Consider the following 24,326-nt stretch of genomic DNA (forward strand, 5'->3'; position numbering starts at 1 on the left):
CGGAAATATTTCCTTCAGCAACCACGCTGCCGGGATTATATTCATGAAATAATTCATAAAATCAATATGATAGATAAGGTTTTTCACGGAGCAGGCATTCCGCCGGTTCAGCGGATGTTCTGGCGAGATGGATAACGCCCATAAAAAAGGCCACCTGACGGTGGCCAACCATGTCGAAATCGGACAGATTTCTGCTTCGGAGAAGCAGAGAGGGTTTACTTGATGATAGCTTTCAGCGCTTCGCCGATATCGGCCAGGCTGCGAACGGTTTTCACACCAGCGGCTTCCAGGGCGGCGAATTTCTCATCAGCAGTACCTTTACCGCCAGCGATGATCGCGCCCGCGTGGCCCATACGCTTGCCTTTCGGCGCGGTCACGCCCGCGATGTAGCCGACAACCGGCTTGGTCACGTGCTCTTTGATGTAGGCTGCCGCTTCTTCTTCCGCGCTGCCGCCGATCTCACCGATCATCACGATCGCTTCGGTCTGCGGATCTTCCTGGAACAGCTTCAGGATATCGATGAAGTTGGAGCCCGGGATCGGGTCGCCGCCGATACCGACGCAGGTAGACTGGCCGAAGCCGTAGTCGGTGGTCTGCTTAACCGCTTCATAGGTCAGGGTACCGGAACGGGAAACGATGCCCACTTTACCCGGCTTGTGAATGTGACCCGGCATGATGCCGATTTTGCATTCGCCCGGGGTGATAACGCCTGGGCAGTTCGGGCCAATCATGCGCACGCCCGCTTCGTCCAGTTTCACTTTCACAGTCAGCATATCCAGCGTCGGGATACCTTCGGTGATGGTGATAATCAGCTTAATGCCCGCGTCGATTGCTTCCAGAATGGAGTCTTTGCAGAACGGCGCCGGAACGTAGATAACGGTCGCGGTCGCGCCGGTCGCTTCAACAGCTTCGCGCACGGTATTAAATACCGGCAGGCCCAGGTGGGTGGTGCCGCCTTTGCCTGGCGTCACGCCGCCAACCATTTGCGTACCGTAAGCGATCGCTTGTTCAGAGTGGAAGGTCCCCTGGCTACCGGTGAAGCCCTGGCAGATAACCTTGGTATCTTTATTAATTAAAACTGACATTATTTCCCCTCCACTGCGGCAACAACCTGCTGTGCTGCGTCCGTCAGACTTTTCGCTGCAATAATATTCAGGCCGCTGTCAGCCAGTTTTTTCGCGCCCAGTTCGGCGTTGTTACCTTCCAGACGAACCACGACCGGAACGTTAACCCCAACTTCCGCTACCGCGCCGATGATGCCGTCAGCGATCAGGTCGCAACGTACGATGCCGCCGAAGATGTTAACCAGAACCGCTTTAACGTTGTCGTCAGAGAGGATGATTTTGAACGCTTCGGTCACGCGCTCTTTGGTGGCGCCGCCGCCAACGTCGAGGAAGTTAGCCGGTTCGCCGCCGTGCAGCTTAACGATGTCCATGGTGCCCATCGCCAGGCCTGCGCCGTTAACCATGCAACCGATGTTGCCGTCGAGCGCAACGTAGTTCAGTTCCCACTGCGCCGCCTGCGCTTCGCGCGGATCTTCCTGAGACTGGTCGCGCATTTCGCGCAGATCCGGCTGGCGGAACAGCGCGTTGCCGTCAGCGCCCAGTTTGCCGTCGAGGCAGATCAGGTCGCCCTGCTTAGTGATCACCAACGGGTTGATTTCGATCAGCGCCAGGTCGCGCTCAAGGAAAATGGTCGCCAGACCCATGAAAATCTTGGTGAACTGCTGAACCTGCTTACCTTCCAGACCCAGTTTGAACGCCAGTTCACGCCCCTGATAAGGCATCGGGCCCGCCAGCGGATCGATGGCGATCTTGTGGATCAGGTGCGGGGTTTCTTCCGCGACTTTTTCGATTTCCACGCCGCCTTCAGTCGACGCCATGAACACCACGCGACGGGAGCTACGATCAACGACCGCGCCCAGATACAGCTCTTTATCGATATCGGTCGCTGCTTCCACCAGAATCTGGTTGACCGGCTGGCCGTTAGCATCGGTTTGGTAAGTCACCAGGCGTTTGCCCAGCCAATGCTCAGCAAAAGCGCGGATCTCTTCTTTGCTCTTAACTACTTTCACACCGCCCGCTTTACCGCGGCCACCAGCGTGAACCTGACATTTCACTACCCACGGACCCGCGCCGATTTTTGAAGCGGCTTCTTCTGCTTCACGCGGAGTAGTACAGGCATAACCCACCGGCGCCGGTAAGCCATAGCGGGCAAAAAGTTGTTTTGCCTGATATTCATGTAAGTTCATGTGTTCAGTCCATCCTTCAGGGTGTAATTATCTTTAAACCTGTAGGCCTGATAAGACGCGCTAGCGTCGCCATCAGGCATCTCATCAACGCCGGATGGCGGCAAAAATGCCTTATCCGGCCTACGGTAAGTCATACTCTTACTGACTACACGTCCAGCAGCAGACGAGTCGGATCTTCCAGCAGCTCTTTAATCGCCACCAGGAAGCCAACCGATTCACGCCCATCGATCAGACGGTGGTCATAGGAGAGCGCCAGGTACATCATCGGCAGGATCTCTACCTTGCCATTCACCGCCATCGGACGGTCTTTAATGGCATGCATACCCAGGATGGCGCTCTGCGGTGGGTTGATGATCGGCGTGGACATCAGGGAACCGAAGACGCCGCCGTTGGTAATGGTGAAGTTACCGCCGGTCAGGTCATCTACGGTCAGCTTGCCGTCACGGCCTTTCACCGCCAGCTCTTTGATATTCTTTTCGATGTCCGCCATGCCCAGCAGGTCAACGTCACGCAGAACCGGGGTTACCAGGCCGCGCGGAGTGGACACTGCCATGCTGACATCGAAGTAGTTGTGGTAAACCACGTCGTCGCCATCGATGGAAGCGTTCACTTCCGGGTAGCGTTTCAGCGCTTCAACCACCGCTTTCACGTAGAAGGACATGAAGCCCAGACGGATACCGTGACGTTTTTCGAAGGCATCGCCATACTGCTTACGCAGATCCATAATCGGCTTCATGTTGACTTCGTTAAAGGTCGTCAGCATGGCGGTGGAATTTTTCGCTTCCAGCAGACGCTCGGCCACGCGTTTACGCAGACGGGTCATCGGGACGCGTTTTTCTGAACGGTGACCCAGCTGCGGCGCTGGTGTCGCTGCCGCAGTAGCCGCTGGCGCTTTGGCTTCAGCCGCCGCCGGGGCTTTCGCCAGATGTTTCTCGACGTCTTCACGAGTCAGACGGCCACCCACGCCGGTACCTTTGATGGCAGCGGCGTCGAGGTTGTGCTCCGCCAGCAGACGACGGATCGCCGGGCTGAGCGCATCGTTGTTCTGCTCTTCCAGAGAAGCCTGCTGGCGCTGCGCCGGGGTGGACGCTTTCGCATCCGCTTTTTCGCTGGTTTCTTTACCTGCGCTGTTGCCTTCACGCAGGCGGCCAAGGATCTGGCGAGACAGGACGGTAGCGCCCTCGTCTTCCAGCACTGCATCCAGAATGCCGTCCGCTGATGCCGGTACTTCCAGTACCACTTTGTCAGTTTCGATTTCGACCAGAACTTCGTCACGGACGACCGCGTCGCCCGGTTTTTTATGCCAGGTGGCGACGGTTGCGTCAGCTACGGACTCAGGCAGGTCGGGAACCAGAATATCTACGCTACTCATTGTGTATCCTTTAATTAATCGACGTTCAGCGCGTCATTGACCAGATCTTGTTGCTGTTTCTGGTGAACGGACATGTACCCTACCGCCGGAGAGGCGGAGGCCGGGCGGCCTGCATAACGCAGAGAGGCCCCAAATGGAACTACTTCACGAAGGTGGTGCTGGCTGCAGTACCATGCGCCCTGGTTGAGCGGCTCTTCCTGGCACCAGACAAAATCATGTACGTGCGAGTAAGCTTTCAGCGCTTCCTGCACCGCCTGATGCGGGAACGGGTAGAGCTGTTCGATACGCACAATGGCGACATCTTTTTGCTCGTTTTTGCGGCGCTGTTCCAGCAGGTCGTAGTAAACCTTACCAGAGCACAGTACGACGCGCTTCACGGCTTGCGGATCGAGTTCGTCGATTTCGCCGATGGCCGGCATAAAGGTGCCGTTCGCCAGTTCGTCCATGCTGGAGACCGCCAGCGGGTGGCGCAGCAGAGACTTCGGCGACATCACCACCAGCGGACGGCGCATACCGCGCAGCGCCTGACGACGCAGCATATGGTAAACCTGTGCCGGGGTGGACGGTACGCAAACCTGCATGTTCTGCTCAGCGCACAGCTGCAGATAGCGTTCCAGACGCGCGGAGGAGTGCTCCGGGCCCTGCCCTTCGTAGCCGTGCGGCAGCAACATCACCAGACCGCACATCCGGCCCCATTTCTGTTCGCCAGAGGAAATGAACTGATCAATCACCACCTGCGCGCCGTTGGCGAAGTCGCCGAACTGCGCTTCCCAGATGGTCAGCGTACGCGGCTCTGCGGTGGCGTAACCGTATTCGAACGCCAGCACGGCTTCTTCAGACAGCACCGAGTCCCAGACGCGGAACTGGCCCTGGCCGTTGTGCACATGCTGCAGCGGGGTATAGGTAGAACCGTTGCTCTGGTTATGGATAACCGCGTGACGGTGGAAGAAGGTGCCGCGACCGGAGTCTTCACCGGACAGGCGCACCGGAATGCCTTCGTCAACCAGGGTGGCATAAGCCAGGTTTTCAGCGCCGCCCCAATCGAACAGCTTCTCGCCGGCGGCCATCAGTTGGCGATCGCCGTAGATTTTCGCTACACGGGACTGCATTTCGATACCTTCCGGCACCGTACTGATGCGTTTAGCCAGCTCTTGCAGACGTTTCGGATCCACTTTATCCGGATAGCTCTCGTCCCACTCGTGGTTGAGGTAGGGAGACCAGGTAAAGGAGTGCATATTCATCGGACGCCACTCCTCTACCACGCATTCGCCGGCATCCAGCGCATCGCGGTAAAGGTTAACCTGCTCAGTCGCGTCTTCCAGCGTCGCAACTTTCTCCTGCTCCAGCTTGTCAGCATAGATTTTGCGCGGGGTCGGATGCTTTTTGATTTTCTGGTACATCAGCGGCTGGGTTGCGCTCGGCTCGTCGGCTTCGTTATGGCCGTGACGGCGGTAGCACACCAGGTCGATAAAGACATCGCGTTTGAAGGTATTACGGAAATCCAGCGCCAGACGGGTAACGAAAGCAACGGCTTCCGGGTCATCCGCGTTAACGTGGAAAATCGGCGCCTGAACCATCTTACCGATATCGGTACAGTATGGCGTAGAACGCGCATCCAGCGGGTTGGAGGTGGTAAAGCCAACCTGGTTGTTGATAACGATACGCACGGTACCGCCGACTTCGTAACCGCGGGCTTTCGACATGTTCAGGGTTTCCTGAACCACGCCCTGGCCGGTAACGGCGGCGTCGCCGTGGATGGTAATAGGCAGAACTTTGTTGCTGCTTGGCTCGTCCAGACGATCCAGACGGGCGCGTACGGAACCGATAACCACCGGGCTGACGATCTCCAGGTGCGACGGGTTAAACGCCAGCGCCAGGTGGACCAGACCGCCTTCGGTTTCCATATCGGAAGAGAAGCCCATGTGGTACTTCACGTCGCCGGTGCCCAGGTGTTCTTTATGTTTGCCCGCGAACTCGTCGAACAGGTCCTGCGGTTTTTTACCCAGCACGTTGACCAGCACGTTCAGACGGCCACGGTGCGCCATGCCCAGCACCACTTCGCGGGTGCCGCTTTTGCCTGCATGGCGGATCATCTCTTTGAGCATCGGGATCAGGGCATCACCCCCTTCCAGCGAGAAGCGTTTCGCCCCCGGGAATTTGGCGCCGAGGTAGCGTTCCAGCCCTTCTGCAGCGGTCAGTTCACTGAGGAAGCGCTTTTTCTCTGCCGCGGTGAAGCTCGCTTTACCGGCTACCGATTCAATACGCTGCTGGATCCAGCGTTTTTCCTCAGTAGAGGTGATATGCATGTATTCCGCGCCGATGGAGCCGCAGTAGGTTTGCTTGAGGGCGGCAATCAGGTCGCCCAGCTTCATCGTGTCTTTACCGATGGCAAATGAACCTACGTTATAGCTATCCTGGAAATCGGCCTCGGTCAGATCGTGGTAGGCCGGATCAAGATCCGCCACTCTCTCTTGCTTCCACAGTCCCAGCGGATCGAGATTCGCATGCTGGTGGCCACGGAAACGGTATGCGTTGATGAGCTGCAGGACTTTAACCTGCTTCACATTGGTGTCAGGGTCGGAAATCGAAGAAGTGTAACGTGAGGCATCCTTCGCCAGTCGACGGAAATAATCACGTGTTTTGGAATGGAATTGATCCGGTTTAACTCCGGTGCCAGGTAACTGCTGGAACATCGAACGCCAGTTGGCGTCAACAGAGTCAGGATCGGTTAAGAAGTCTTCATAGAGCTGTTCTATCCAGCTCTGGTTCGAACCAGAGAGGAAAGAAGAGTCCAGCCAGGCTTTCATTGCGCCGTTCTGCATCGTGATCCCTTAAGCACTTTTATGCTTATTTCGCCGTAGAAACTACCACGCACACCGAGTGCACGTGCCGGGGTTCACTTGTTGCGGACGAGTTGTGGTTTCGATCCGCTAAGGAACCTTTAAAAACTGCCATTAATCTTCAGCGTTCAGGCTGCGGTTGTGTTGGCTGCCTTCGCTTACCCCGGTCACATAGTTCACTATGCTCCCGGGGATGCGCTCAGTTGCCGCCTTACCTCGCACTGAACGCCTCGATTACTGGTACATCTTGTGGCGGTTTTTAAAGATTTCCTGCTATATCCCCCGGCGGCGCTAACGCTTGCCGGGGCTACTGCTTTGGTAGCCCGGATAAGCGCAAGCGCCATCCGGGACAGACCGTGTTGCTTACGCGCTGCGCTGCAGCAGCATCGACTTAATATGGCCGATGGCGCGCGTCGGGTTAAGCCCTTTAGGACACACACTGACGCAGTTCATAATGCTGTGACAGCGGAATACGCTGAAAGCATCGCTCAGGCCTTCCAGGCGCTCGCTGGTTTCGGTATCGCGACTGTCGATCAGGAAGCGATACGCGGCCAGCAGGCCAGCCGGGCCGATGAACTTGTCCGGGTTCCACCAGAACGACGGGCACGAGGTTGAACAACATGCGCACAGAATACACTCGTACAGACCATCGAGTTTCTCACGCTGCTCAGGCATCTGCAGATGCTCGCGAGCCGGAGGATTTTGCCCATTATTCAACAAGTAAGGCTTAATCTTCTCATATTGTGCATAGAATTGCCCCATGTCTACCACCAAATCACGGATAACCGGTAATCCTGGCAGCGGACGGATAACAATCTTCTTGCCCGGCTGATTCAGCGCGGAGATTGGCGTGATGCACGCCAGACCGTTTTTCCCGTTCATGTTCAGACCATCGGAACCGCAAACCCCTTCACGGCAGGAGCGGCGGAACGACAGCGACGGATCTTTTTCTTTCAGCTGGATCAGCGCATCCAGCAGCATCATGTCACGACCTTCTTCCGCTTCGAGGGTGTAATCCTGCATATGCGGAGCGTCGTCAACATCCGGGTTATAGCGATAAATTGAAAACTCGAGTTTCATTTTCCTGTCTCCGCATTAGTAAGTACGAATCTTCGGCGGGAATGCCGGACGCAGTTTCGGTTCCATGTTGACGCTACGACGCGTCATGGATTCCGACTCTGGCAGATACAGGGAATGGCACAGCCAGTTTTCATCATCACGATCCGGGAAGTCGAAGCGGCTATGGGCGCCACGGCTTTCAGTACGGAAGTTAGCGGACACGGCGGTCGCAAACGCGGTCTCCATCAGGTTGTCCAACTCCAGGCACTCGACGCGCTGGGTGTTGAACTCGCTGGAAGTATCGTCGAGACGCGCGTTTTTCAGGCGCTCGCGGATCACTTTCAGTTGCTCCAGACCTTTGTGCATCGCATCGCCTTCGCGGAACACCGAGAAGTTGTGCTGCATACATTCCTGCAGTGCTTTGCGGATTTCCACCGGGTCTTCGCCGGAGCGGGTATTGTTCCAGCGATTGAGGCGGTCCAGCGAGCCTTCGACATCCGATTCGCTGGCGTCGCGCAGCGTGCCCTGCTCGGCGATAGACTCCTGCAGATGCAGGCCCGCCGCGCGGCCGAAGACCACCAGGTCGAGCAGCGAGTTGCCGCCCAGACGGTTGGCGCCGTGGACCGATACGCAGGCAATTTCGCCTACCGCGAACAGGCCCGGGATCACCACGTCTTCGCCCTTCTCATTCACGGTCAGCGCCTGACCGGTGACTTTGGTCGGGATACCGCCCATCATGTAGTGGCAGGTTGGGATAACCGGGATCGGCTCTTTCACCGGATCGACGTGAGCAAAGGTACGGGACAGCTCAAGGATACCTGGCAGACGAGATTCCAGAACCTCTTTACCCAGGTGATCCAGTTTCAGTTTCGCATGCGGGCCCCACGGACCATCGCAGCCGCGGCCTTCGCGAATTTCGATCATGATGGAACGCGCCACCACGTCACGACCCGCCAGGTCTTTGGCGTTCGGGGCATAACGCTCCATAAAGCGCTCGCCGTGTTTGTTCAGCAGGTAACCGCCTTCGCCGCGGCAACCTTCGGTGACCAGCACCCCTGCCCCGGCGATGCCGGTCGGGTGGAACTGCCACATTTCCATATCCTGCACCGGAACGCCGGCGCGGATGGCCATCCCGACGCCGTCACCGGTGTTGATGTGGGCGTTGGTGGTGGACTGATAAATACGGCCTGCGCCGCCGGTCGCCAGCACGGTGGCGCGGGCTTTAAAGTAGACCACTTCGCCGGTCTCGATGCACAGGGCGGTACAACCGACCACCGCGCCGTCCTGGTTTTTCACCAGATCGAGGGCATACCATTCGGAGAAGATAGTGGTGTGGTTTTTCAGGTTCTGTTGATACAGGGTGTGCAACAGCGCGTGGCCGGTACGGTCAGCCGCCGCCGCGGTACGTGCCGCTTGCTCGCCGCCGAAGTTTTTCGACTGGCCGCCGAACGGGCGCTGATAAATACGGCCGTCGTCAAGACGGGAGAACGGCAGGCCCATATGTTCCAGCTCAAGAATCGCTTCCGGGCCGGTCTTACACATATATTCGATGGCGTCCTGGTCGCCAATATAGTCCGACCCTTTTACGGTGTCGTACATATGCCATTCCCAGTTATCTTCATGGGAGTTACCGAGCGCGACGGTGATACCACCCTGCGCGGATACGGTATGGGAACGGGTAGGGAACACTTTGGAGAGCAGTGCACAGGTCTGTCCGCTCTGGGAAATTTGCAGCGCCGCGCGCATACCTGCGCCGCCGGCACCGATAACAACAGCATCAAACTCTCTGACTGGCAATTTCATTACACACCCCACACCACAACAAATCCATAAAGAACGTAAGCCACCAGCGCCACAACGATAGCCAGTTGCAGAACCAGGCGCAGAGCCAGTGGTTTAACGTAGTCCGTTAACACCTGCCACATCCCGATCCAGGCATGGATGAGAATGGAGACGAGAGCCAGCAGAGTGAAGACTTTAGTGAAGCCGGAGGCAAAGAATCCGGTCCACACTTCCCATGAGATTTCACCGGTGGTGGCGAAGAAGCCAACCATGTAGATGATGTAGAGGGTCAGAACGATGGCGGTAGCACGGACCAGAATAAAGTCATGTACGCCGTTGCGTCCCAGTGCTGAGGCGTTGCTTACCATACGAGGACTCCTGCGAGAAGTGAAAGCACGACAGTAATAACAAAAGAGATTTTGGCGGAACGTTTCCCTGCTTCGAGGGTTTCGTCCAGGTAGCCAAAGTCCATCATCAGATGGCGGATACCGACAACGACATGATAGGCCAGTACGGTGAGAATGCCCCACATGATGAACTTCACAAAGAAGCTATCCATGATCGAGGCCGCCGTCAGAAAACCTTCAGGGGAGGAAAGGCTGGTGCCCAGCAACCAAAGCAGAATTCCGACCGCCACGAAGGTGATGACACCGGAAACGCGATGGAGAATGGACGCTATCGCCGTGATTGGGAACCGTATCGTTTGTAGATCCAGATTGACAGGTCTTTGTTTTTTCACATTTCTTACCATGAATAACGCCCACATGCTGTTCTTATTGTTTCCTTCCTCCGGTCTGCTTGCGGGTCAGACAGCGTCCTTTCTATAACCAGAAGTCATGTTAAAACGTCTTTTCAGGCATTAAAACATCACTAAACAACGCTGGGTGGCTCGGGATTGCAGGGTGTTCCGGAGACCTGGCCGCAGTATAGGCCGTTCACAAAATCATTACAATTAACCTACATATAGTTTGTTGGGTTTTCTCCGGAACAGTGATCAAGGTCACGATAACAACATTTTTTTAATTTTTAATCACCTGATTTGACAAATATTAAACATTCTTGTTACAACCATTACCAGTTAAATGCAATAATGCTCAAAAGTTATGGGGTCACTCTTTCACCTGAGAATAAGTTATGTAACAGTGTGTCAGTATTGACCGATGTAATCAGGACAGTTATTAGTGGTATACAGGTTTTAATATTCGGACTGCTAAAACGCTGATTTGCTGTTGTTTCACCGCAGCCCTGAAGGACGTACCATCAAGCGCCGTTGCTCTGTACCCTGCCCTTTTCGCTGACGCAGAGCTGTGTGCAACATAACAAACTGGTAACGTATGCAGGCGCGGGCCGAAAGCAAATCCACCACCCGGCAGTCTTAAGCAATAAAGGCGCTAAGGAGACCATAAATGTCTGATGCTAAAGCAAAAATCACCCTGGGTGGTGACACTGCTATTGAACTGGATGTGCTAAAAGGCACGCTCGGTCAGGATGTTATTGATATTCGTAGTCTTGGTTCAAAAGGCGTATTTACTTTTGACCCAGGTTTCACATCCACTGCTTCTTGTGAATCTAAAATTACGTTTATCGATGGTGACGAGGGGATCCTGCTGCACCGCGGCTTCCCGATCGACCAGTTAGCGACCGAATCTAACTATCTCGAAGTATGTTATATTCTGCTGTACGGTGAAAAACCGACTCAGGCCGAATATGACGAATTCAAAACCACCGTCACCCGCCACACCATGATTCATGAGCAGATCACGCGTCTGTTCCATGCATTCCGTCGCGATTCCCACCCGATGGCCGTGATGTGCGGGATCACCGGCGCCCTGGCGGCGTTCTATCATGACTCCCTCGACGTGAATAACCCACGTCACCGCGAGATTGCTGCCTACCGTCTGCTGTCCAAAATGCCAACCATGGCAGCCATGTGTTACAAGTATTCTATCGGCCAGCCGTTTGTTTATCCGCGCAACGACCTCTCCTACGCCGGCAACTTCCTGCGCATGATGTTCGCGACACCGTGCGAAGAGTATGAAGTCAATCCGGTGCTTGAACGCGCGATGGATCGTATTCTGATCCTGCACGCCGATCACGAGCAGAACGCGTCGACCTCGACGGTACGTACCGCCGGCTCCTCCGGCGCTAACCCGTTCGCCTGTATCGCTGCTGGCATCGCCTCCCTGTGGGGACCGGCGCACGGCGGCGCCAACGAAGCGGCGCTGAAGATGCTGGAAGAGATCAGCTCCGTTGAGCACATTCCGGAATTTGTTCGTCGTGCGAAAGACAAGAATGACTCTTTCCGCCTGATGGGCTTCGGCCATCGTGTTTACAAAAACTACGACCCGCGCGCCACCGTGATGCGTGAAACCTGCCATGAAGTGCTGAAAGAGCTGGGCACCAAAGACGATCTGCTACAGGTAGCCATGGAGCTGGAGCATATCGCGCTGAACGACCCGTACTTCATCGAGAAGAAACTCTACCCGAACGTCGACTTCTACTCCGGTATCATCCTGAAAGCGATGGGTATTCCGTCCTCCATGTTTACCGTTATCTTCGCCATGGCGCGTACCGTGGGCTGGATTGCGCACTGGAACGAAATGCACAGCGATGGCATGAAGATCGCCCGTCCGCGTCAGCTGTACACTGGCTACACCAAACGCGATTACCAGTCCGACATTAAGCGCTAATCTTGCCGTCCGGATGAAAAAAAACGCGCCACCTGGCGCGTTTTTTTATCTGCCTGACTGCCGGGCTTAATGCTGGCATCCAGGACACCAGTAAAACGGCCGCGAGGAGAGTGTCGTCTTCTCAATCACACCCCCACAGCGCTCGCACCTTTCCCCGTCGCGATGGAAGACCTTAAAGCGAAACAGCGCGCCGTGATGCTTGTTGTCATCGGCCTGGCCGCGGGTGTGATACGACAACCGCGGAATAGCCAGCAGCGCGTGCGCCAGCGCATCCAGCTGACTATCGCTCAGTTCAGCGGCTTTACGCTTTCCGCTTAATCCCACCTGCCAGAGGATCTCCACCCGCAGATAGTTACCGAGCCCGGCCAGAAAAGCCTGATCCAGCAGCAGGCCGGAAAACTGACGATGGCGGAATTTGGCCGACAGCAGCCGCGCTTTCACCTCCTCCACGGTTAACGTCATATCCAGCACATCTGGCCCCACGCGCAGTAAAAACGGGTGATGGGCAACCTGCTCCGCCGTGAGCATCTCGATGTCCGAGGCGCTATAGAGCAAAATCGCCTTGCGGGCGGTCTGCAGCCTGACGCGCAGCACCCGGTTAGAGGCGGGCTGTTCCCCGGCGTCAACCACGCGCCAGACACCGTACAGCTGATTATGGCTGTACAGGGTCAGCCCGCCGGAGAAGTGTGTTAACAGGGCCTTGCCGCGGGTGGCGATATGGGTCACCCGCTGGCCAATCAACAGGCTTTGATAGGGTTGCAACTGCGGAAAGGCGAACCAGGCATCGGTTAAGGGTTCGCCTTTGATTGCCGCCTCCAGTTTATCCGCCGCGCGGCGGATCTCCGGACCTTCCGGCATACTGTCATCCTTCTGTTAATGGGTGGCGCCGCCGCCCAGTTTACTATCCACCGACTGGCGCAGCGCCACGGCAATGGCCGTTTCCAGCGCTTCCCGCACGGTGACGGTCGCCATACTCGGCTCGCCGGGATGGGCCGCCGCCTGCGCCGGTAGCCATGGAATATGGATAAAGCCGCCCCTGACGCCAGCCTGCTCCTGCAGCTTATGTAGCAAACCATACATCACGTGATTGCAGACGAAGGTGCCGGCGGTTTGGGAGACCGAAGCCGGGATCCCGCGATCGCGCAACGCGCTGACGATCGCTTTGATCGGTAAGGTACTGAACCACGCCGCCGGCCCCCCGTCGACGATCGGCGTGTCGACAGACTGCTGGCCTTTGTTATCGGGAATGCGCGCATCATCGACGTTGATAGCCACACGTTCAACGCTGATATCGACGCGACCACCAGCCTGCCCAACGGCAATGACCAGCCTCGGCTGCAGGTCTTCTATCGCCGCGTAAAGCACCGACAGCGCCTCGCCAAACACACAGGGGAGCTGGCGGGCGATCACCGGCTGCCCGGCAATCATCGTCCCGTCCAGCTGCTTCACCACTTCCCATGAAGGGTTAACCGTTTCGCCATCAAAGGGTTCAAAACCGGTGAGCAATACTCCCGCCATCATCCTCTCCTTCGCGGTCATTCAGGTTGTCACGCTTCAGCGTCCAGTTGCGCGCTGACCAGAATATGGCGCCCGGCAAAGGCCGCCCGCAGACGGCGGGCAAAATCCAGCGCGTGCGGGCCATCGCCGTGCAGACACACCGTCTGCGCCACCACGTTCGCCCACTCGCCGCTGATGCTGCGCACCCGGTGGTGCTGCACCATCTCGAGGGTTTGCGCCAGAGCCTGCTCTTCGCTGTCGATCAGCGCGCCGGGCTGGCTGCGCGGCACCAGGCTACCGTCGGCCAGGTAGCCGCGGTCGGCAAACACCTCCTGGCGCGTCGTCAGACCATAGTGCTGCCCGGCGCGGATCAGTTCGCTGCCCGCCAGCCCCACCAGCACCAGCTTCGGGTTAACATCACGGATCGCGCGGGCGATCGCGTCCGCCAGCGGCGGCGACTTGGCCGCCTGGTTATAAAGCATGCCGTGCGGCTTCACATGCTGTAGCTCGCCGCCCTGCGCCTGAACGATCGCCGCCAGGGCGCCAATCTGATACAGCATCTGGGCATAGACCGTTTCCGGCGGCAGATCCATCGCCGTACGGCCAAAATTTTCCCGGTCGGGGTATCCCGGATGGGCGCCCACCGCCACGCCGTACTTCAGCGCCTCGCGTACGCTCTGCACCATCAGTCCGGCGTCGCCGGCATGAAAGCCGCAGGCGATATTCGCCGACGAGACCAACTGGAGCAGCGCGCTATCGTTCGCGCCCCCTTCCCCGAGATCGGCATTGAGATCAATCATCATCGTGGAGTCTCCAGGCCAGTTGTTCAAGATAACGCTGACGATCGGCCCGTGCTTTTAAGGCCTCCTCCAGCGAGCAGGCGACAAAGTGGATCGGCTGCCCCAGCGGGATCTGCGCCAGCTGGTACATATCAGCCTCAATAATGCAGGCGATGCGCGGATAGCCGCCGGTGGTTTGCGCATCGTTCATCAGGACGATGGGCTGGCCGTTATGCGGCACCTGCACTACGCCCGGCAGCAGACCGTGCGACAGCATCTCGCGATCGGTGGTCCGTTTCAACGGCTGCCCCTGCAGGCGGTAGCCCATGCGATTGCTCTGCGGACTGAGCTGCCAGGGGGAGCGCCAGAACGACGCCTGCGAGGCCGCATCAAACTCATGATACTCCGGGCCCGGCAGCGCGCGAATGCGGTTGCCCAGCGGCAGCTGCTTGACACCGCGCGAGGTGGTAAAGCGCCGAGCGGCTTTCCCGAGCTTCAGCTGATCGCCATCCTGCAGGCGGCGTCCTTCCAGACCGCCAATCCCCGCCTTAAGATCCGTGCTGCGCGAGCCAAGCACCACCGGGACCGCGACCCCGCCCGCCACCGCCAGATAGCTGCGGATGCCATGCTGCGGCGTTTTCAGCACCAACCGTTGCCCGGCCCGGTAGGCGGTGCGCCAGCCCACCCAGACCGCTTTGCCGTCCAGCGTCGCTTCGCAGGCGGCGCCGGTCAGCGCGAACCAGCCGCTGCGGGCAAATTCGATCTCCACCTGACCGAGGGTAATCTCCAGCCCGGCGGCGTTCGCCTCGTTGCCAACCAGCAGATTGGCAATCACCAGCGAGGGATAATCCAGAGCGCCGCAGCGGCTGATGCCAGACTGGCGCAGGCCTTCTCGTCCACCGTCCTGTACCGAGGTGTACAGACCGGCGCGGATCAGGGTTAACATACCCCCTCCTTTTGCGGCACAAAGCGAATTTTATCGCCCACGCGCAACAGCGCAGGCTCCTTACGCGCCGGGTCAAACAGCGTCAACGCGGTCCGCCCCAGCAGCTGCCAGCCGCCGGGCGTCGCCAGCGGATAGATGCCGGTTTGCGCGCCGCCAATGCCCACCGATCCGGCCGGGACCCGCACGCGCGGTTCGGCGCGACGCGGGGTCGCCAGCGCCGGCGGCAGCCCGCCCAGGTAGGGGAATCCCGGCTGAAAACCAATAAACCAGACCAGGTATTCCACCGAGGCATGCAGCTCCACAACCTGTTTTTCACTCAGGCCGCTGTGTTGCGCCACCACCCCGAGATCCGGCCCGGCCTCGCCGCCGTACACGACCGGGATGGTTAATGACCTCGACTCCGGCTCCAGCGCAAGACTCTCCTCCCACCAGCGCTGCAGACGGTCTATCGCCTCCCACGCCATCTCCTGCGGGCGGCGGAGCACCACGGTGATATTGTTCATGCCGGGAATGGCGTCAACCACCTCTTCATGGTGAGACAGACGCTGGGCCAATCCCCAGATCCGTTGCTGGCTCTCGAGCGTGACCGGCGGCTCCAGCTCCAGCACGACGGCCGTTTCTCCTAACAGATAACAACGCGCTCGCTGCACTTTTCTCTCTCCCGTCAGGCAGGGTTAGGAATATCAATAAAGGTGACATCCAGGTCGGTCGTTTCCGTCAGCCATTCACTGAGGGCGCGAATGCCGCCCCGCTCGGTGGCGTGGTGGCCGGCGGCATAAAAATGCAGCCCCTGTTCGCGGGCAGAGTGAATAGTTTGTTCCGACACCTCGCCGGTAATAAACGCATCCACCCCAAAGCGCGCCGCGGCGTCGATAAAGCTCTGGCCGCCGCCGGTACACCAGGCGACGCGGCTGACGGTGTCCGGCCCGGTATCGCCGCACCATAACGGCTTGCGCCCCAGCCGCGCTTCGATCCACGAGGCCAGTTCGAGGCCGGAAACCGGCATCGACAGTTCGCCCCAAGGCACCAGCGGTTCGATTTCACCCAGCACGTTAATCCCCAGCAGATGCGCCAGTTGCGCGTTGTTGCCCAGCTCCGGGTGGGCATCCAGCGGCAGGTGCCAGCCGTAGAGATTGATATCGTTGGCCAGCAGAGTCTTCAGGCGGCGGCGCTTCATGCCGCGGATCACTGGCGACTCGTTTTTCCAGAAATAGCCATGATGGACGATCACCGCATCCGCCTGCAGCCGAACGGCTTCATCCAGCAGCGCCTGGCTGGCCGTCACCCCGGTGACGATCGTTTGCACCGTATCACGTCCTTCCACCTGCAGACCGTTAGGGGCGAAATCACTGATGGCCGCACTATTGAGCTTGTCGTTTATCAGTTGTTCCAGTTCGCTATTTTTCATCGCCACTCCAGCAGATAATCAGGGTATACAAAGGCATAACATAACCAGATCCATTCGGGCCGTCGATAGTCCACAACCGGCACCGACCATGACTTTTTTGTTAATCCCGCATTTTGTCTACCCACCCCATCGCGCATTCGTGTATATTTATGCATTAATAAAGCATATTAAATAAACAGAAAGCCCCTCAAGCCATGAATATGACTAATAAAGCGCTATTCATGCAGAACGATCGACTTTCGCTTTACGCCAGGAAACCACACTTCTCATGAAGACAACATCATCGCAACCGCGGGCGATTTACTACGTCGTGGCGCTGCAAATCTGGGAATATTTTAGCTTCTACGGCATGCGCGCCCTGCTGATCCTCTATCTCACCAATCAGCTCAAATATGACGATAACCACGCCTATGCCCTGTTCAGCGCCTACTGTTCGCTGGTCTATGTCACGCCGATCCTCGGCGGCTATCTGGCCGATAAGCTGTTAGGCAACCGGATGGCGGTCATGCTCGGCGCGCTGCTGATGGCCATTGGCCATCTGGTGCTCGGAGCCAGCGAAACCGCCCCAGTCTTCCTCTACCTGTCGCTGGCGATCATCGTCTGCGGCTACGGGTTGTTTAAATCCAACGTCAGCTGTCTGCTGGGCGAACTCTACGAACCTGCCGATCCGCGTCGCGACGGCGGCTTCTCGCTGATGTATGCCGCGGGCAATATCGGCTCGATTATCGCGCCGATCGCCTGCGGCTACGTACAGGAGGAGTATAGCTGGGCGATGGGCTTTGCCCTGGCGGCCATCGGCATGGTGGCGGGACTGGTGATTTTTCTCTGCGGCAACCGTCACTTCCAGCATACTGCCGGCGTCAACCGCCAGGCGCTGTGCGCGCGCCGCTTCCTGCTGCCGAACTGGGGCTGGCTGCTGGTGCTGCTGGTTACCGCCCCGCTGCTGATCGCCGTGCTGTTCTGGCAGGAGTGGTCGGTGTATGCCCTGATCGTGGCCACCGTTATCGGCCTGGCGGTGCTGGCGCGGATCTACCTGCGCGCTGAAACCGATAAACAGCGTAAGGATCTGCGCCTGATCGTCGTCCTCACCGCGTTTAGCCTGCTGTTCTGGGCCTTCGCCCAGCAGGGCGGGAGCTCCATCAGCCTGTATATTGACCGCTTCGTTAATCGCCATATCATGAGCTACGAAGTCCCTACCGCCATGTTCCAGTCGGTCAACGCCTTCGCGGTGATGCTCTGCGGGATGGTGCTGGCGTGGCTGGTGAAAGAGAGCGTCGGTGGCAATCGCACCGTGCGCATCTGGGGGAAATTTGCCCTCGGTCTGGGCCTGATGAGCGCCGGGTTCTGCATCCTGACCCTCAGCGCCCGCTGGTCCGCGGCCTATGGCCAGTCGTCCATGCCGCTGATGGTGCTGGGGCTGGCGGTGATGGGTTTTGCCGAACTGTTTATCGACCCGGTCGCCATGTCGCAAATCACCCGCATTGAGATCCCGGGGGTCACCGGGGTGCTGACCGGTATCTATATGCTGCTCTCCGGGGCCATCGCCAACTATCTGGCCGGCGTCATCGCCGACCAGACCTCGCAGGCGTCCTTCGACGCCGCCGGGGCAGTGAACTACTCCATTGACGCCTACATCAAGGTCTTCAGCCAGATCACCTGGGGCGCGCTGGCCTGTGTCGGCGTGGTGCTGGTCATCTGGCTGTATCACTCGCTGAAGGTCAGGACCCGCCGTCTGGCGGTGGAGTAATTCCTTTTCTGGCGGCCTCCCAGGCCGCCAGCGTCTCCTGCCGCGCCTGTTTGTGATCGACTATCGGGCGCGGATAATCCAGTTTGATCCCCTGTTTATCCGCCCACGCCCACGGCTGATGCAGCGCCTTCTCCGGCACCTTTGCCAGCTCAGGCAGCCAGCGACGCATAAACACCCCCTGCTTATCAAACTTCTCGCCCTGGGTGGTGGGGTTAAATATGCGGAAATAGGGCGCGGCGTCGGTGCCTGTCGAGGCCGCCCACTGCCAGCCGCCGTTGTTCGCCGCCAGGTCGCCATCAATCAGTTGACTCATGAAGTAGCGCTCCCCTGCCCGCCAGTCGAGGCGCAGATCTTTCGTCAGGAAGCTGGCGACAATCATGCGCAACCGGTTATGCATCCAGCCGGTGGCGTTAAGCTGGCGCATCGCGGCATCGACTATCGGAAAGCCGGTCTCCCCGCGCTGCCAGGCCTGCAGGGCGGCGTCATCTTCACGCCAGGCGACCTTATCAGTCCATGCGATAAACGGGCGTCCTTTACAGAGTTTCGGATAGTAGACCATCAGATGGCGGTAAAACTCGCGCCAGATCAGCTCATTAAGCCAGGTTGCGCCTGCCCCGCCGTCCAGCGCGGCGGGGTGTTCCGTCAGCAGACGATGCAGGCACTGGCGCGGTGACAACACCCCGGTGGCCAGGCAGGGCGACAGGCGACTGGTCCCTTCCACGGCGGGGAAGTCACGCTGCCCCTCATACTCCGCCGCCGGTTGCTGACAAAACGCGCGCAGCCGCGCCAGCGCCGTTTTTTCATCCGCGGCAAACAGCAGCCCATCGAACGGCGTTTGCGGGTAGTTGAGCTCAGGCAGCGGCGGCGCCTGGCGGGCAGGCGCCTGGCGCGGCTTCGGCGCCGCCACGCACGCCGGGAGCCCGTCCCGCAGACGGCGAATAAACGCATTCTTAAACGGCGTGAAAACTTTATACATTTCGCCGCTGCCGGTCATGACGCTGCCGGGCGGCAACAGGACGCTGTCGTCAAAGCCCTGGCAAATGACATCGCGCAAGGTGTTCTCAACGGCGGCATCGCGCTGACGTTCATTGAATTCGTACTGATAGTTGTAGAACAGGTGACTGACCTGGTGCTGCTGGCAGAAATGGACCAGCCGTTCGACGCTGGCGGTAAAATCATCCGCCTCTTCGACCCACAGCGGTATGCCCCGTTCCGCCAGCGCGGTGTGCAGACTGTGCAAATGGCTGACGATAAACGCGGCCTGCCGCGGCGCCAGGTGATGCTCACGCCACTGCCCCGGGGTGGCGATATACAGCGCCAGCACCTGCGCCTGCGGATCCCGGCAGGCGGCGGCCAGCGCCAGGTTATCGTGAATGCGTAAATCCGTGCGTAACCAGACCAGATGGGTGGCCATATAACTCCTCGATATCCGTCAGCAAAACTCATCTCATGATATAAGCCGGAAAAAATAGCGCGCTCCGGCAAAATAAGCACCTGCCAATTCCACTGCGGTGCATGAAAACGAGTGTAGACAAGCGACGAAAAAAAACCGCCGGGGGCAACCGGCGGTTTTCTTGTCTTCGTCGCAGCAGGACGGATTAATAGAAATCGTGAGCGGCTTTTTCCGCCTGCGCCATCCACACCGGCTGCTCGCTGGTTTTCGACCACACCCGGTGCAGCCAGCTGTAATAGCGGGCGCGATCTTTCCAGAACAGCATCACCGGCAGCGCCGCGACGCCAGCCACGACGGCGAAAGCACGACGCAGTAAAATAATATGAGCAGGATAAGCTTTGTACAACGCCATCATTTCTCTCCCCTTTGTCAGGCCGGCAAGCAGCGCCGGTAAAATTAATCATGTTTGTCTGAGCAAAATAATACCGCTCTGGTTGTAATTTTACTACTCATCCGACCACTAAAAAGCACGTATTTATACTTAATTTACATTCACCACGTAAATTAGTTACAAAAAAGTTAAATCAATACTAACCATCAGTTAAATTGTGCCTTTGTCATTTTTATACTTTTTTTACACCGCGCCCGCCGATTTTTGCGAAATCTTTGCGCCGTAATTTCTATTCTCCCGGTAAATCAAAAAAGACACCCGGAGGTGGATTGTGACTGCAGGCGTACTCACTGGCGTTGGGCTGGTGTTCCTGTTACTGGCTTATCTGGTTTATGCCTTGATACACGCGGAGGCATTCTGATGGCTGCCCAGGGATTTTTATTATTAGCCAGCTACCTGCTGGTGTTGCTGGTGCTGGCGCGCCCGCTGGGGACGTGTCTGGCGAGGATGGTGAACGATATCCCGCTTCCCGGCCTGGCCGGCGTCGAGCGCGTCCTGTGGCGCGTGGCCGGGATCCGCGCCGAGGAGATGGGCTGGCTGCAGTATTTGCTGGCGATCCTGCTGTTTAACGCCCTCGGCGGCCTGGCCCTGTTTGCCCTGCTGATGCTCCAGGGCGTGTTGCCGTTTAACCCGCAGCATCTGCCGGGATTGTCATGGGATCTGGCGCTCAACACGGCGGTCAGCTTTGTCAGCAATACCAACTGGCAGGCTTACGCCGGCGAAAGCACCATGAGCTATCTCAGCCAGATGGTCGGCCTGACGGTGCAGAATTTCCTCTCTGCCGCCACCGGGATCGCCGTGGTATTCGCCCTGACCCGCGCCTTCGCCCGGCAGAAAATGTCCGCCCTTGGCAATGCCTGGGTCGACCTGACGCGCATTACCCTGTGGCTGCTGCTGCCGCTCTCCCTGCTGGTGGCCCTGTTCTTTATTCAGCAGGGTGTGCCGCAGAATCTGCTGGCCTACCAGCCCTTTACCACCCTCGAAGGGGCGCACCAGCTGTTGCCGATGGGGCCTGTCGCCTCGCAGGAAGCGATTAAGCTGCTGGGCACCAACGGCGGCGGTTTCTTTAACGCCAACTCCGCTCACCCGTTTGAAAACCCGACCGCGCTGACCAATCTCGTGCAGATGCTGGCAATCTTCCTGATCCCGGCAGCACTGTGCTTCGCCTTCGGCGAGGTAGTGAGCGATCGCCGCCAGGGGCGCGCCATCCTGTGGGCAATGACGCTGATCTTTATCCTCTGCGTCGCCGTGGTGATGTGGGCGGAAACTCGCGGCAACCCCCACCTGCTGACGCTGGGCGCTGACAGTAGCCTGAATATGGAAGGTAAAGAGAGTCGCTTCGGTATTCTCGCCAGCAGTCTGTTCGCGGTGATCACCACTGCCGCCTCCTGCGGCGCGGTCAATGCCATGCATGACTCCTTCACCGCGCTGGGCGGCATGGTGCCGATGTGGCTGATGCAGATTGGCGAAGTGGTGTTCGGCGGCGTCGGTTCGGGCCTGTACGGCATGCTGCTGTTCGTTATGCTGGCGGTATTTATCGCCGGGCTGATGGTCGGCCGCACTCCGGAGTATCTCGGGAAGAAAATCGATGTCCGGGAAATGAAAATGATCGCCCTCGCCATTCTGGTCACCCCGACGCTGGTGCTGCTTGGCACGGCGCTGGCGATGATGACCGACGCCGGCCGCGCCGGGATGTTCAACCCTGGACCGCACGGCTTTAGCGAAGTGCTGTACGCCGTCACCTCGGCGGCCAATAACAACGGCAGCGCCTTCGCTGGCCTGGGTGCGGCGACGCCGTTCTGGAACCTGCTGCTGGCGTTCTGCATGCTGGTCGGCCGCTTCGCCGTCATCATTCCGGTGATGGCCATCGCCGGCTCGCTGGTGGCGAAGAAAATTCAACCGGCCAGCCCCGGCACCCTGGCCACCCACGACGCCCTGTTTATCGGTTTACTGATCGGCACCGTGCTGCTGGTGGGCGCCCTGACTTTTATTCCTGCGCTGGCGCTTGGCCCGCTGGCTGAACACTTTTCCTTACTTTGAGCGATGCGGAGCACCCTGTTATGAGTCGCAAACAATTAGCCCTGCTGGAGCCGACGCTGGTGCGCCAGGCGCTGCTGGATGCCGTGAAAAAACTCAGCCCGATGGTGCAATGGCGCAATCCGGTGATGTTTATCGTCTGGGTGGGCAGTCTGTTAACCACCCTGCTGGCGATCGCCATGGCTGGCGGCGCCCTGACCGGTAGCGCCACATTTACCGCCGCCGTCAGCATCTGGCTGTGGTTTACCGTGCTGTTCGCTAACTTTGCCGAAGCGATGGCGGAAGGCCGCAGCAAAGCCCAGGCCAACAGCCTGAAAGGGGTGAAAAAAACGGCCTTCGCCCGCAAACTGCGCGCCCCGCAGCATGACGCGACGGTCGACCACGTGCCGGCGGAAGACCTGCGCAGAGGCGACGTGGTGCTGGTGGAAGCCGGGGATATTATCCCCTGCGATGGCGAAGTCATCGAAGGCGGCGCCTCGGTGGACGAAAGCGCCATTACCGGCGAGTCTGCCCCGGTGATCCGTGAATCCGGTGGCGATTTTGCCTCGGTGACCGGCGGGACACGCATTCTCTCCGACTGGCTGGTGATCCGCTGCAGCGTGAACCCGGGAGAAACCTTCCTCGACCGGATGATCGCCATGGTGGAAGGCGCCCAGCGCCGTAAAACGCCGAACGAGATCGCCCTGACGATCCTGCTGATCGCCCTGACGCTGGTGTTCCTGCTGGCCACCGCCACCATCTGGCCCTTCTCGGCGTGGAGCGGCAATGCGGTCAGCGTTACCGTGCTGGTCGCCCTGCTGGTGTGCCTGATCCCGACCACCATCGGCGGGCTGCTGTCGGCCATCGGCGTCGCCGGGATGAGTCGTATGCTCGGCGCCAACGTCATCGCCACCAGTGGCCGCGCGGTGGAGGCCGCTGGCGACGTCGATGTCCTGCTGCTGGATAAAACCGGGACCATTACCCTTGGCAACCGTCAGGCTTCCGCCTTCCTGCCGGCGCGCGGCGTGGAAGAGCGAACCCTCGCCGACGCCGCCCAGCTCTCCTCGCTGGCGGATGAAACCCCTGAGGGGCGCAGCATCGTGGTGCTGGCGAAACAGCGCTTTAACCTGCGCGAACGCGATCTGCAGTCGCTGCACGCCACCTTTGTCCCCTTTACCGCGCAAACGCGGATGAGCGGCATCAATATTGATCAACGCATGATCCGCAAAGGGTCGGTGGACGCCATTCGCCGCCACGTGGAGGCCAACGGCGGCCACTTCCCTGCCGATGTCGATAAGCAGGTGGAAGAGGTCGCCCGCCAGGGGGCCACACCGCTGGTGGTCGCCGAAGGGGAAAAGGTGCTGGGGATTATTTCGCTCAAAGATATCGTTAAAGGCGGTATCAAAGAACGTTTCGCCCAGCTGCGCAAAATGGGCATTAAAACGGTGATGATCACCGGCGATAACCGCCTGACCGCCGCGGCGATCGCCGCCGAGGCCGGGGTCGATGATTTCCTCGCCGAAGCGACGCCGGAAGCCAAGCTGGCGTTGATCCGCCAGTATCAGTCGGAAGGTCGGCTGGTGGCGATGACCGGCGACGGCACCAACGATGCGCCCGCGCTGGCTCAGGCCGACGTGGCGGTGGCCATGAACTCCGGCACCCAGGCGGCGAAGGAAGCAGGCAACATGGTCGACCTGGATTCCAACCCCACCAAGCTGATTGAGGTGGTCCATATCGGCAAACAGATGTTAATGACGCGCGGCTCGCTGACTACCTTCAGTATTGCCAACGACGTGGCGAAATATTTCGCCATTATTCCGGCGGCATTTGCCGCGGTCTATCCCCAGCTGGCCATGCTGAACGTGATGGGCCTGCATTCGCCGTCGTCAGCGATCCTTAGCGCCGTTATCTTTAACGCGCTGATCATCGTCTTCCTGATCCCGCTGGCCCTGAAAGGCGTGAGCTATCGCCCACTCTCCGCCTCGGCGATGCTGCGCCGCAACCTGTGGATCTACGGCCTCGGCGGTCTGCTGGTGCCCTTTATCGGTATTAAAGCCATCGACCTGCTGCTGACCCTGAGCGGTCTGGTGTGAGG

21 protein-coding genes are annotated in these 24,326 nt (G+C 58.7%); 5 read left to right on the plus strand and 16 right to left on the minus strand.

Annotation, left to right across the window (positions count from 1 at the left end; all coding sequences use genetic code 11):
• Positions 1-215: 215 nt before the first annotated feature.
• The 8 genes from sucD to sdhC all read right to left on the minus strand — a co-directional run bounded on the left by sucD (position 216) and on the right by sdhC (position 10,070).
• Positions 216-1,085, minus strand: a complete 870-nt coding sequence (gene sucD / locus DTA24_RS20265; protein ID WP_004885990.1) for a succinate--CoA ligase subunit alpha — start codon at positions 1,083-1,085, stop codon at positions 216-218.
• Entirely contained in the window at positions 1,085-2,251 is a 1,167-nt protein-coding gene (gene sucC / locus DTA24_RS20270; protein ID WP_002895039.1) for an ADP-forming succinate--CoA ligase subunit beta, read from the minus strand. The genes sucD and sucC overlap by 1 nt, the downstream gene beginning before the upstream one ends.
• A 145-nt stretch (positions 2,252-2,396) precedes the next feature.
• Complete coding sequence (gene odhB / locus DTA24_RS20275; RefSeq protein ID WP_012542428.1) at positions 2,397-3,623, minus strand: 2-oxoglutarate dehydrogenase complex dihydrolipoyllysine-residue succinyltransferase; 1,227 nt, start codon at positions 3,621-3,623, stop codon at positions 2,397-2,399.
• Positions 3,624-3,637: 14 nt separating this feature from the next.
• On the minus strand, positions 3,638-6,445 hold the full coding sequence (sucA, locus tag DTA24_RS20280; RefSeq protein WP_008805687.1) for a 2-oxoglutarate dehydrogenase E1 component: 2,808 nt from the start codon (positions 6,443-6,445) through the stop codon (positions 3,638-3,640).
• A gap of 381 nt (positions 6,446-6,826) precedes the next feature.
• A complete protein-coding gene (sdhB, locus tag DTA24_RS20285) occupies positions 6,827-7,543 on the minus strand; it encodes a succinate dehydrogenase iron-sulfur subunit SdhB (RefSeq protein ID WP_008805686.1) in 717 nt (238 codons plus the stop codon).
• A 15-nt stretch (positions 7,544-7,558) separates the two neighbouring features.
• Complete coding sequence (gene sdhA, locus DTA24_RS20290; RefSeq protein WP_008805685.1) at positions 7,559-9,325, minus strand: succinate dehydrogenase flavoprotein subunit; 1,767 nt, start codon at positions 9,323-9,325, stop codon at positions 7,559-7,561.
• Positions 9,325-9,672: a succinate dehydrogenase membrane anchor subunit gene (gene sdhD / locus DTA24_RS20295; protein WP_002894949.1), complete on the minus strand. Its 348-nt coding sequence runs from the start codon at positions 9,670-9,672 to the stop codon at positions 9,325-9,327. The genes sdhA and sdhD overlap by 1 nt, the downstream gene beginning before the upstream one ends.
• Positions 9,666-10,070: a succinate dehydrogenase cytochrome b556 subunit gene (gene sdhC / locus DTA24_RS20300; protein WP_164481348.1), complete on the minus strand. Its 405-nt coding sequence runs from the start codon at positions 10,068-10,070 to the stop codon at positions 9,666-9,668. Before sdhC ends, sdhD begins: the two co-directional genes overlap by 7 nt.
• Before the next feature lie 640 nt (positions 10,071-10,710).
• Here sdhC and gltA point away from each other — a divergent pair.
• Positions 10,711-11,994, plus strand: a complete 1,284-nt coding sequence (gene gltA, locus DTA24_RS20310; RefSeq protein ID WP_008805683.1) for a citrate synthase — start codon at positions 10,711-10,713, stop codon at positions 11,992-11,994.
• Positions 11,995-12,060: 66 nt separating this feature from the next.
• Here the strand turns inward: gltA and nei are convergent, their stop codons facing one another.
• From nei to DTA24_RS20340, 6 genes are read right to left on the minus strand one after another with little or no spacing between them, the layout of a single operon-like run.
• Positions 12,061-12,852 carry an endonuclease VIII gene (nei, locus tag DTA24_RS20315; RefSeq protein ID WP_008805682.1) on the minus strand — a complete coding sequence of 264 codons (792 nt, stop codon included), beginning with the start codon at positions 12,850-12,852 and terminating at the stop codon, positions 12,061-12,063.
• A gap of 15 nt (positions 12,853-12,867) precedes the next feature.
• Positions 12,868-13,512 carry a pyroglutamyl-peptidase I gene (gene pcp / locus DTA24_RS20320; RefSeq protein WP_123837190.1) on the minus strand — a complete coding sequence of 215 codons (645 nt, stop codon included), beginning with the start codon at positions 13,510-13,512 and terminating at the stop codon, positions 12,868-12,870.
• Between the two features lie 29 nt (positions 13,513-13,541).
• A complete protein-coding gene (gene pxpA, locus DTA24_RS20325; RefSeq protein ID WP_012542430.1) occupies positions 13,542-14,294 on the minus strand; it encodes a 5-oxoprolinase subunit PxpA in 753 nt (250 codons plus the stop codon).
• A complete protein-coding gene (gene pxpC, locus DTA24_RS20330) occupies positions 14,284-15,216 on the minus strand; it encodes a 5-oxoprolinase subunit PxpC (protein ID WP_008805679.1) in 933 nt (310 codons plus the stop codon). Before pxpC ends, pxpA begins: the two co-directional genes overlap by 11 nt.
• Positions 15,210-15,866 carry a 5-oxoprolinase subunit PxpB gene (gene pxpB, locus DTA24_RS20335; protein WP_012542432.1) on the minus strand — a complete coding sequence of 219 codons (657 nt, stop codon included), beginning with the start codon at positions 15,864-15,866 and terminating at the stop codon, positions 15,210-15,212. The genes pxpC and pxpB overlap by 7 nt, the downstream gene beginning before the upstream one ends.
• A 14-nt stretch (positions 15,867-15,880) precedes the next feature.
• Entirely contained in the window at positions 15,881-16,624 is a 744-nt protein-coding gene (locus DTA24_RS20340) for a type 2 GTP cyclohydrolase I (protein ID WP_008805677.1), read from the minus strand.
• 268 nt (positions 16,625-16,892) lie between these two features.
• Here DTA24_RS20340 and DTA24_RS20345 point away from each other — a divergent pair, with 268 nt between their 5' ends.
• On the plus strand, positions 16,893-18,371 hold the full coding sequence (locus DTA24_RS20345) for an MFS transporter (RefSeq protein WP_012542433.1): 1,479 nt from the start codon (positions 16,893-16,895) through the stop codon (positions 18,369-18,371).
• Here DTA24_RS20345 and phrB read toward each other — a convergent pair.
• Both phrB and DTA24_RS20355 read right to left on the minus strand, forming a co-directional pair.
• On the minus strand, positions 18,343-19,785 hold the full coding sequence (gene phrB, locus DTA24_RS20350; protein WP_016160504.1) for a deoxyribodipyrimidine photo-lyase: 1,443 nt from the start codon (positions 19,783-19,785) through the stop codon (positions 18,343-18,345). The two genes, DTA24_RS20345 and phrB, sit on opposite strands and share 29 nt — an antisense overlap.
• A gap of 184 nt (positions 19,786-19,969) precedes the next feature.
• Complete coding sequence (locus tag DTA24_RS20355) at positions 19,970-20,179, minus strand: DUF2517 family protein (protein WP_004142243.1); 210 nt, start codon at positions 20,177-20,179, stop codon at positions 19,970-19,972.
• Between the two features lie 307 nt (positions 20,180-20,486).
• Here DTA24_RS20355 and kdpF point away from each other — a divergent pair, with 307 nt between their 5' ends.
• From kdpF to kdpB, 3 genes are read left to right on the plus strand one after another with little or no spacing between them, the layout of a single operon-like run.
• Positions 20,487-20,576 carry a K(+)-transporting ATPase subunit F gene (gene kdpF, locus DTA24_RS20360; RefSeq protein WP_020323459.1) on the plus strand — a complete coding sequence of 30 codons (90 nt, stop codon included), beginning with the start codon at positions 20,487-20,489 and terminating at the stop codon, positions 20,574-20,576.
• Complete coding sequence (kdpA, locus tag DTA24_RS20365) at positions 20,576-22,255, plus strand: potassium-transporting ATPase subunit KdpA (RefSeq protein WP_008805673.1); 1,680 nt, start codon at positions 20,576-20,578, stop codon at positions 22,253-22,255. The genes kdpF and kdpA overlap by 1 nt, the downstream gene beginning before the upstream one ends.
• A 20-nt stretch (positions 22,256-22,275) precedes the next feature.
• A complete protein-coding gene (gene kdpB / locus DTA24_RS20370) occupies positions 22,276-24,324 on the plus strand; it encodes a potassium-transporting ATPase subunit KdpB (protein ID WP_110196610.1) in 2,049 nt (682 codons plus the stop codon).
• Positions 24,325-24,326 lie beyond the last annotated feature (2 nt).

Source organism: Klebsiella sp. P1CD1, from assembly GCF_003790505.1.
GTDB classification, from domain to species: domain Bacteria; phylum Pseudomonadota; class Gammaproteobacteria; order Enterobacterales; family Enterobacteriaceae; genus Klebsiella; species Klebsiella variicola.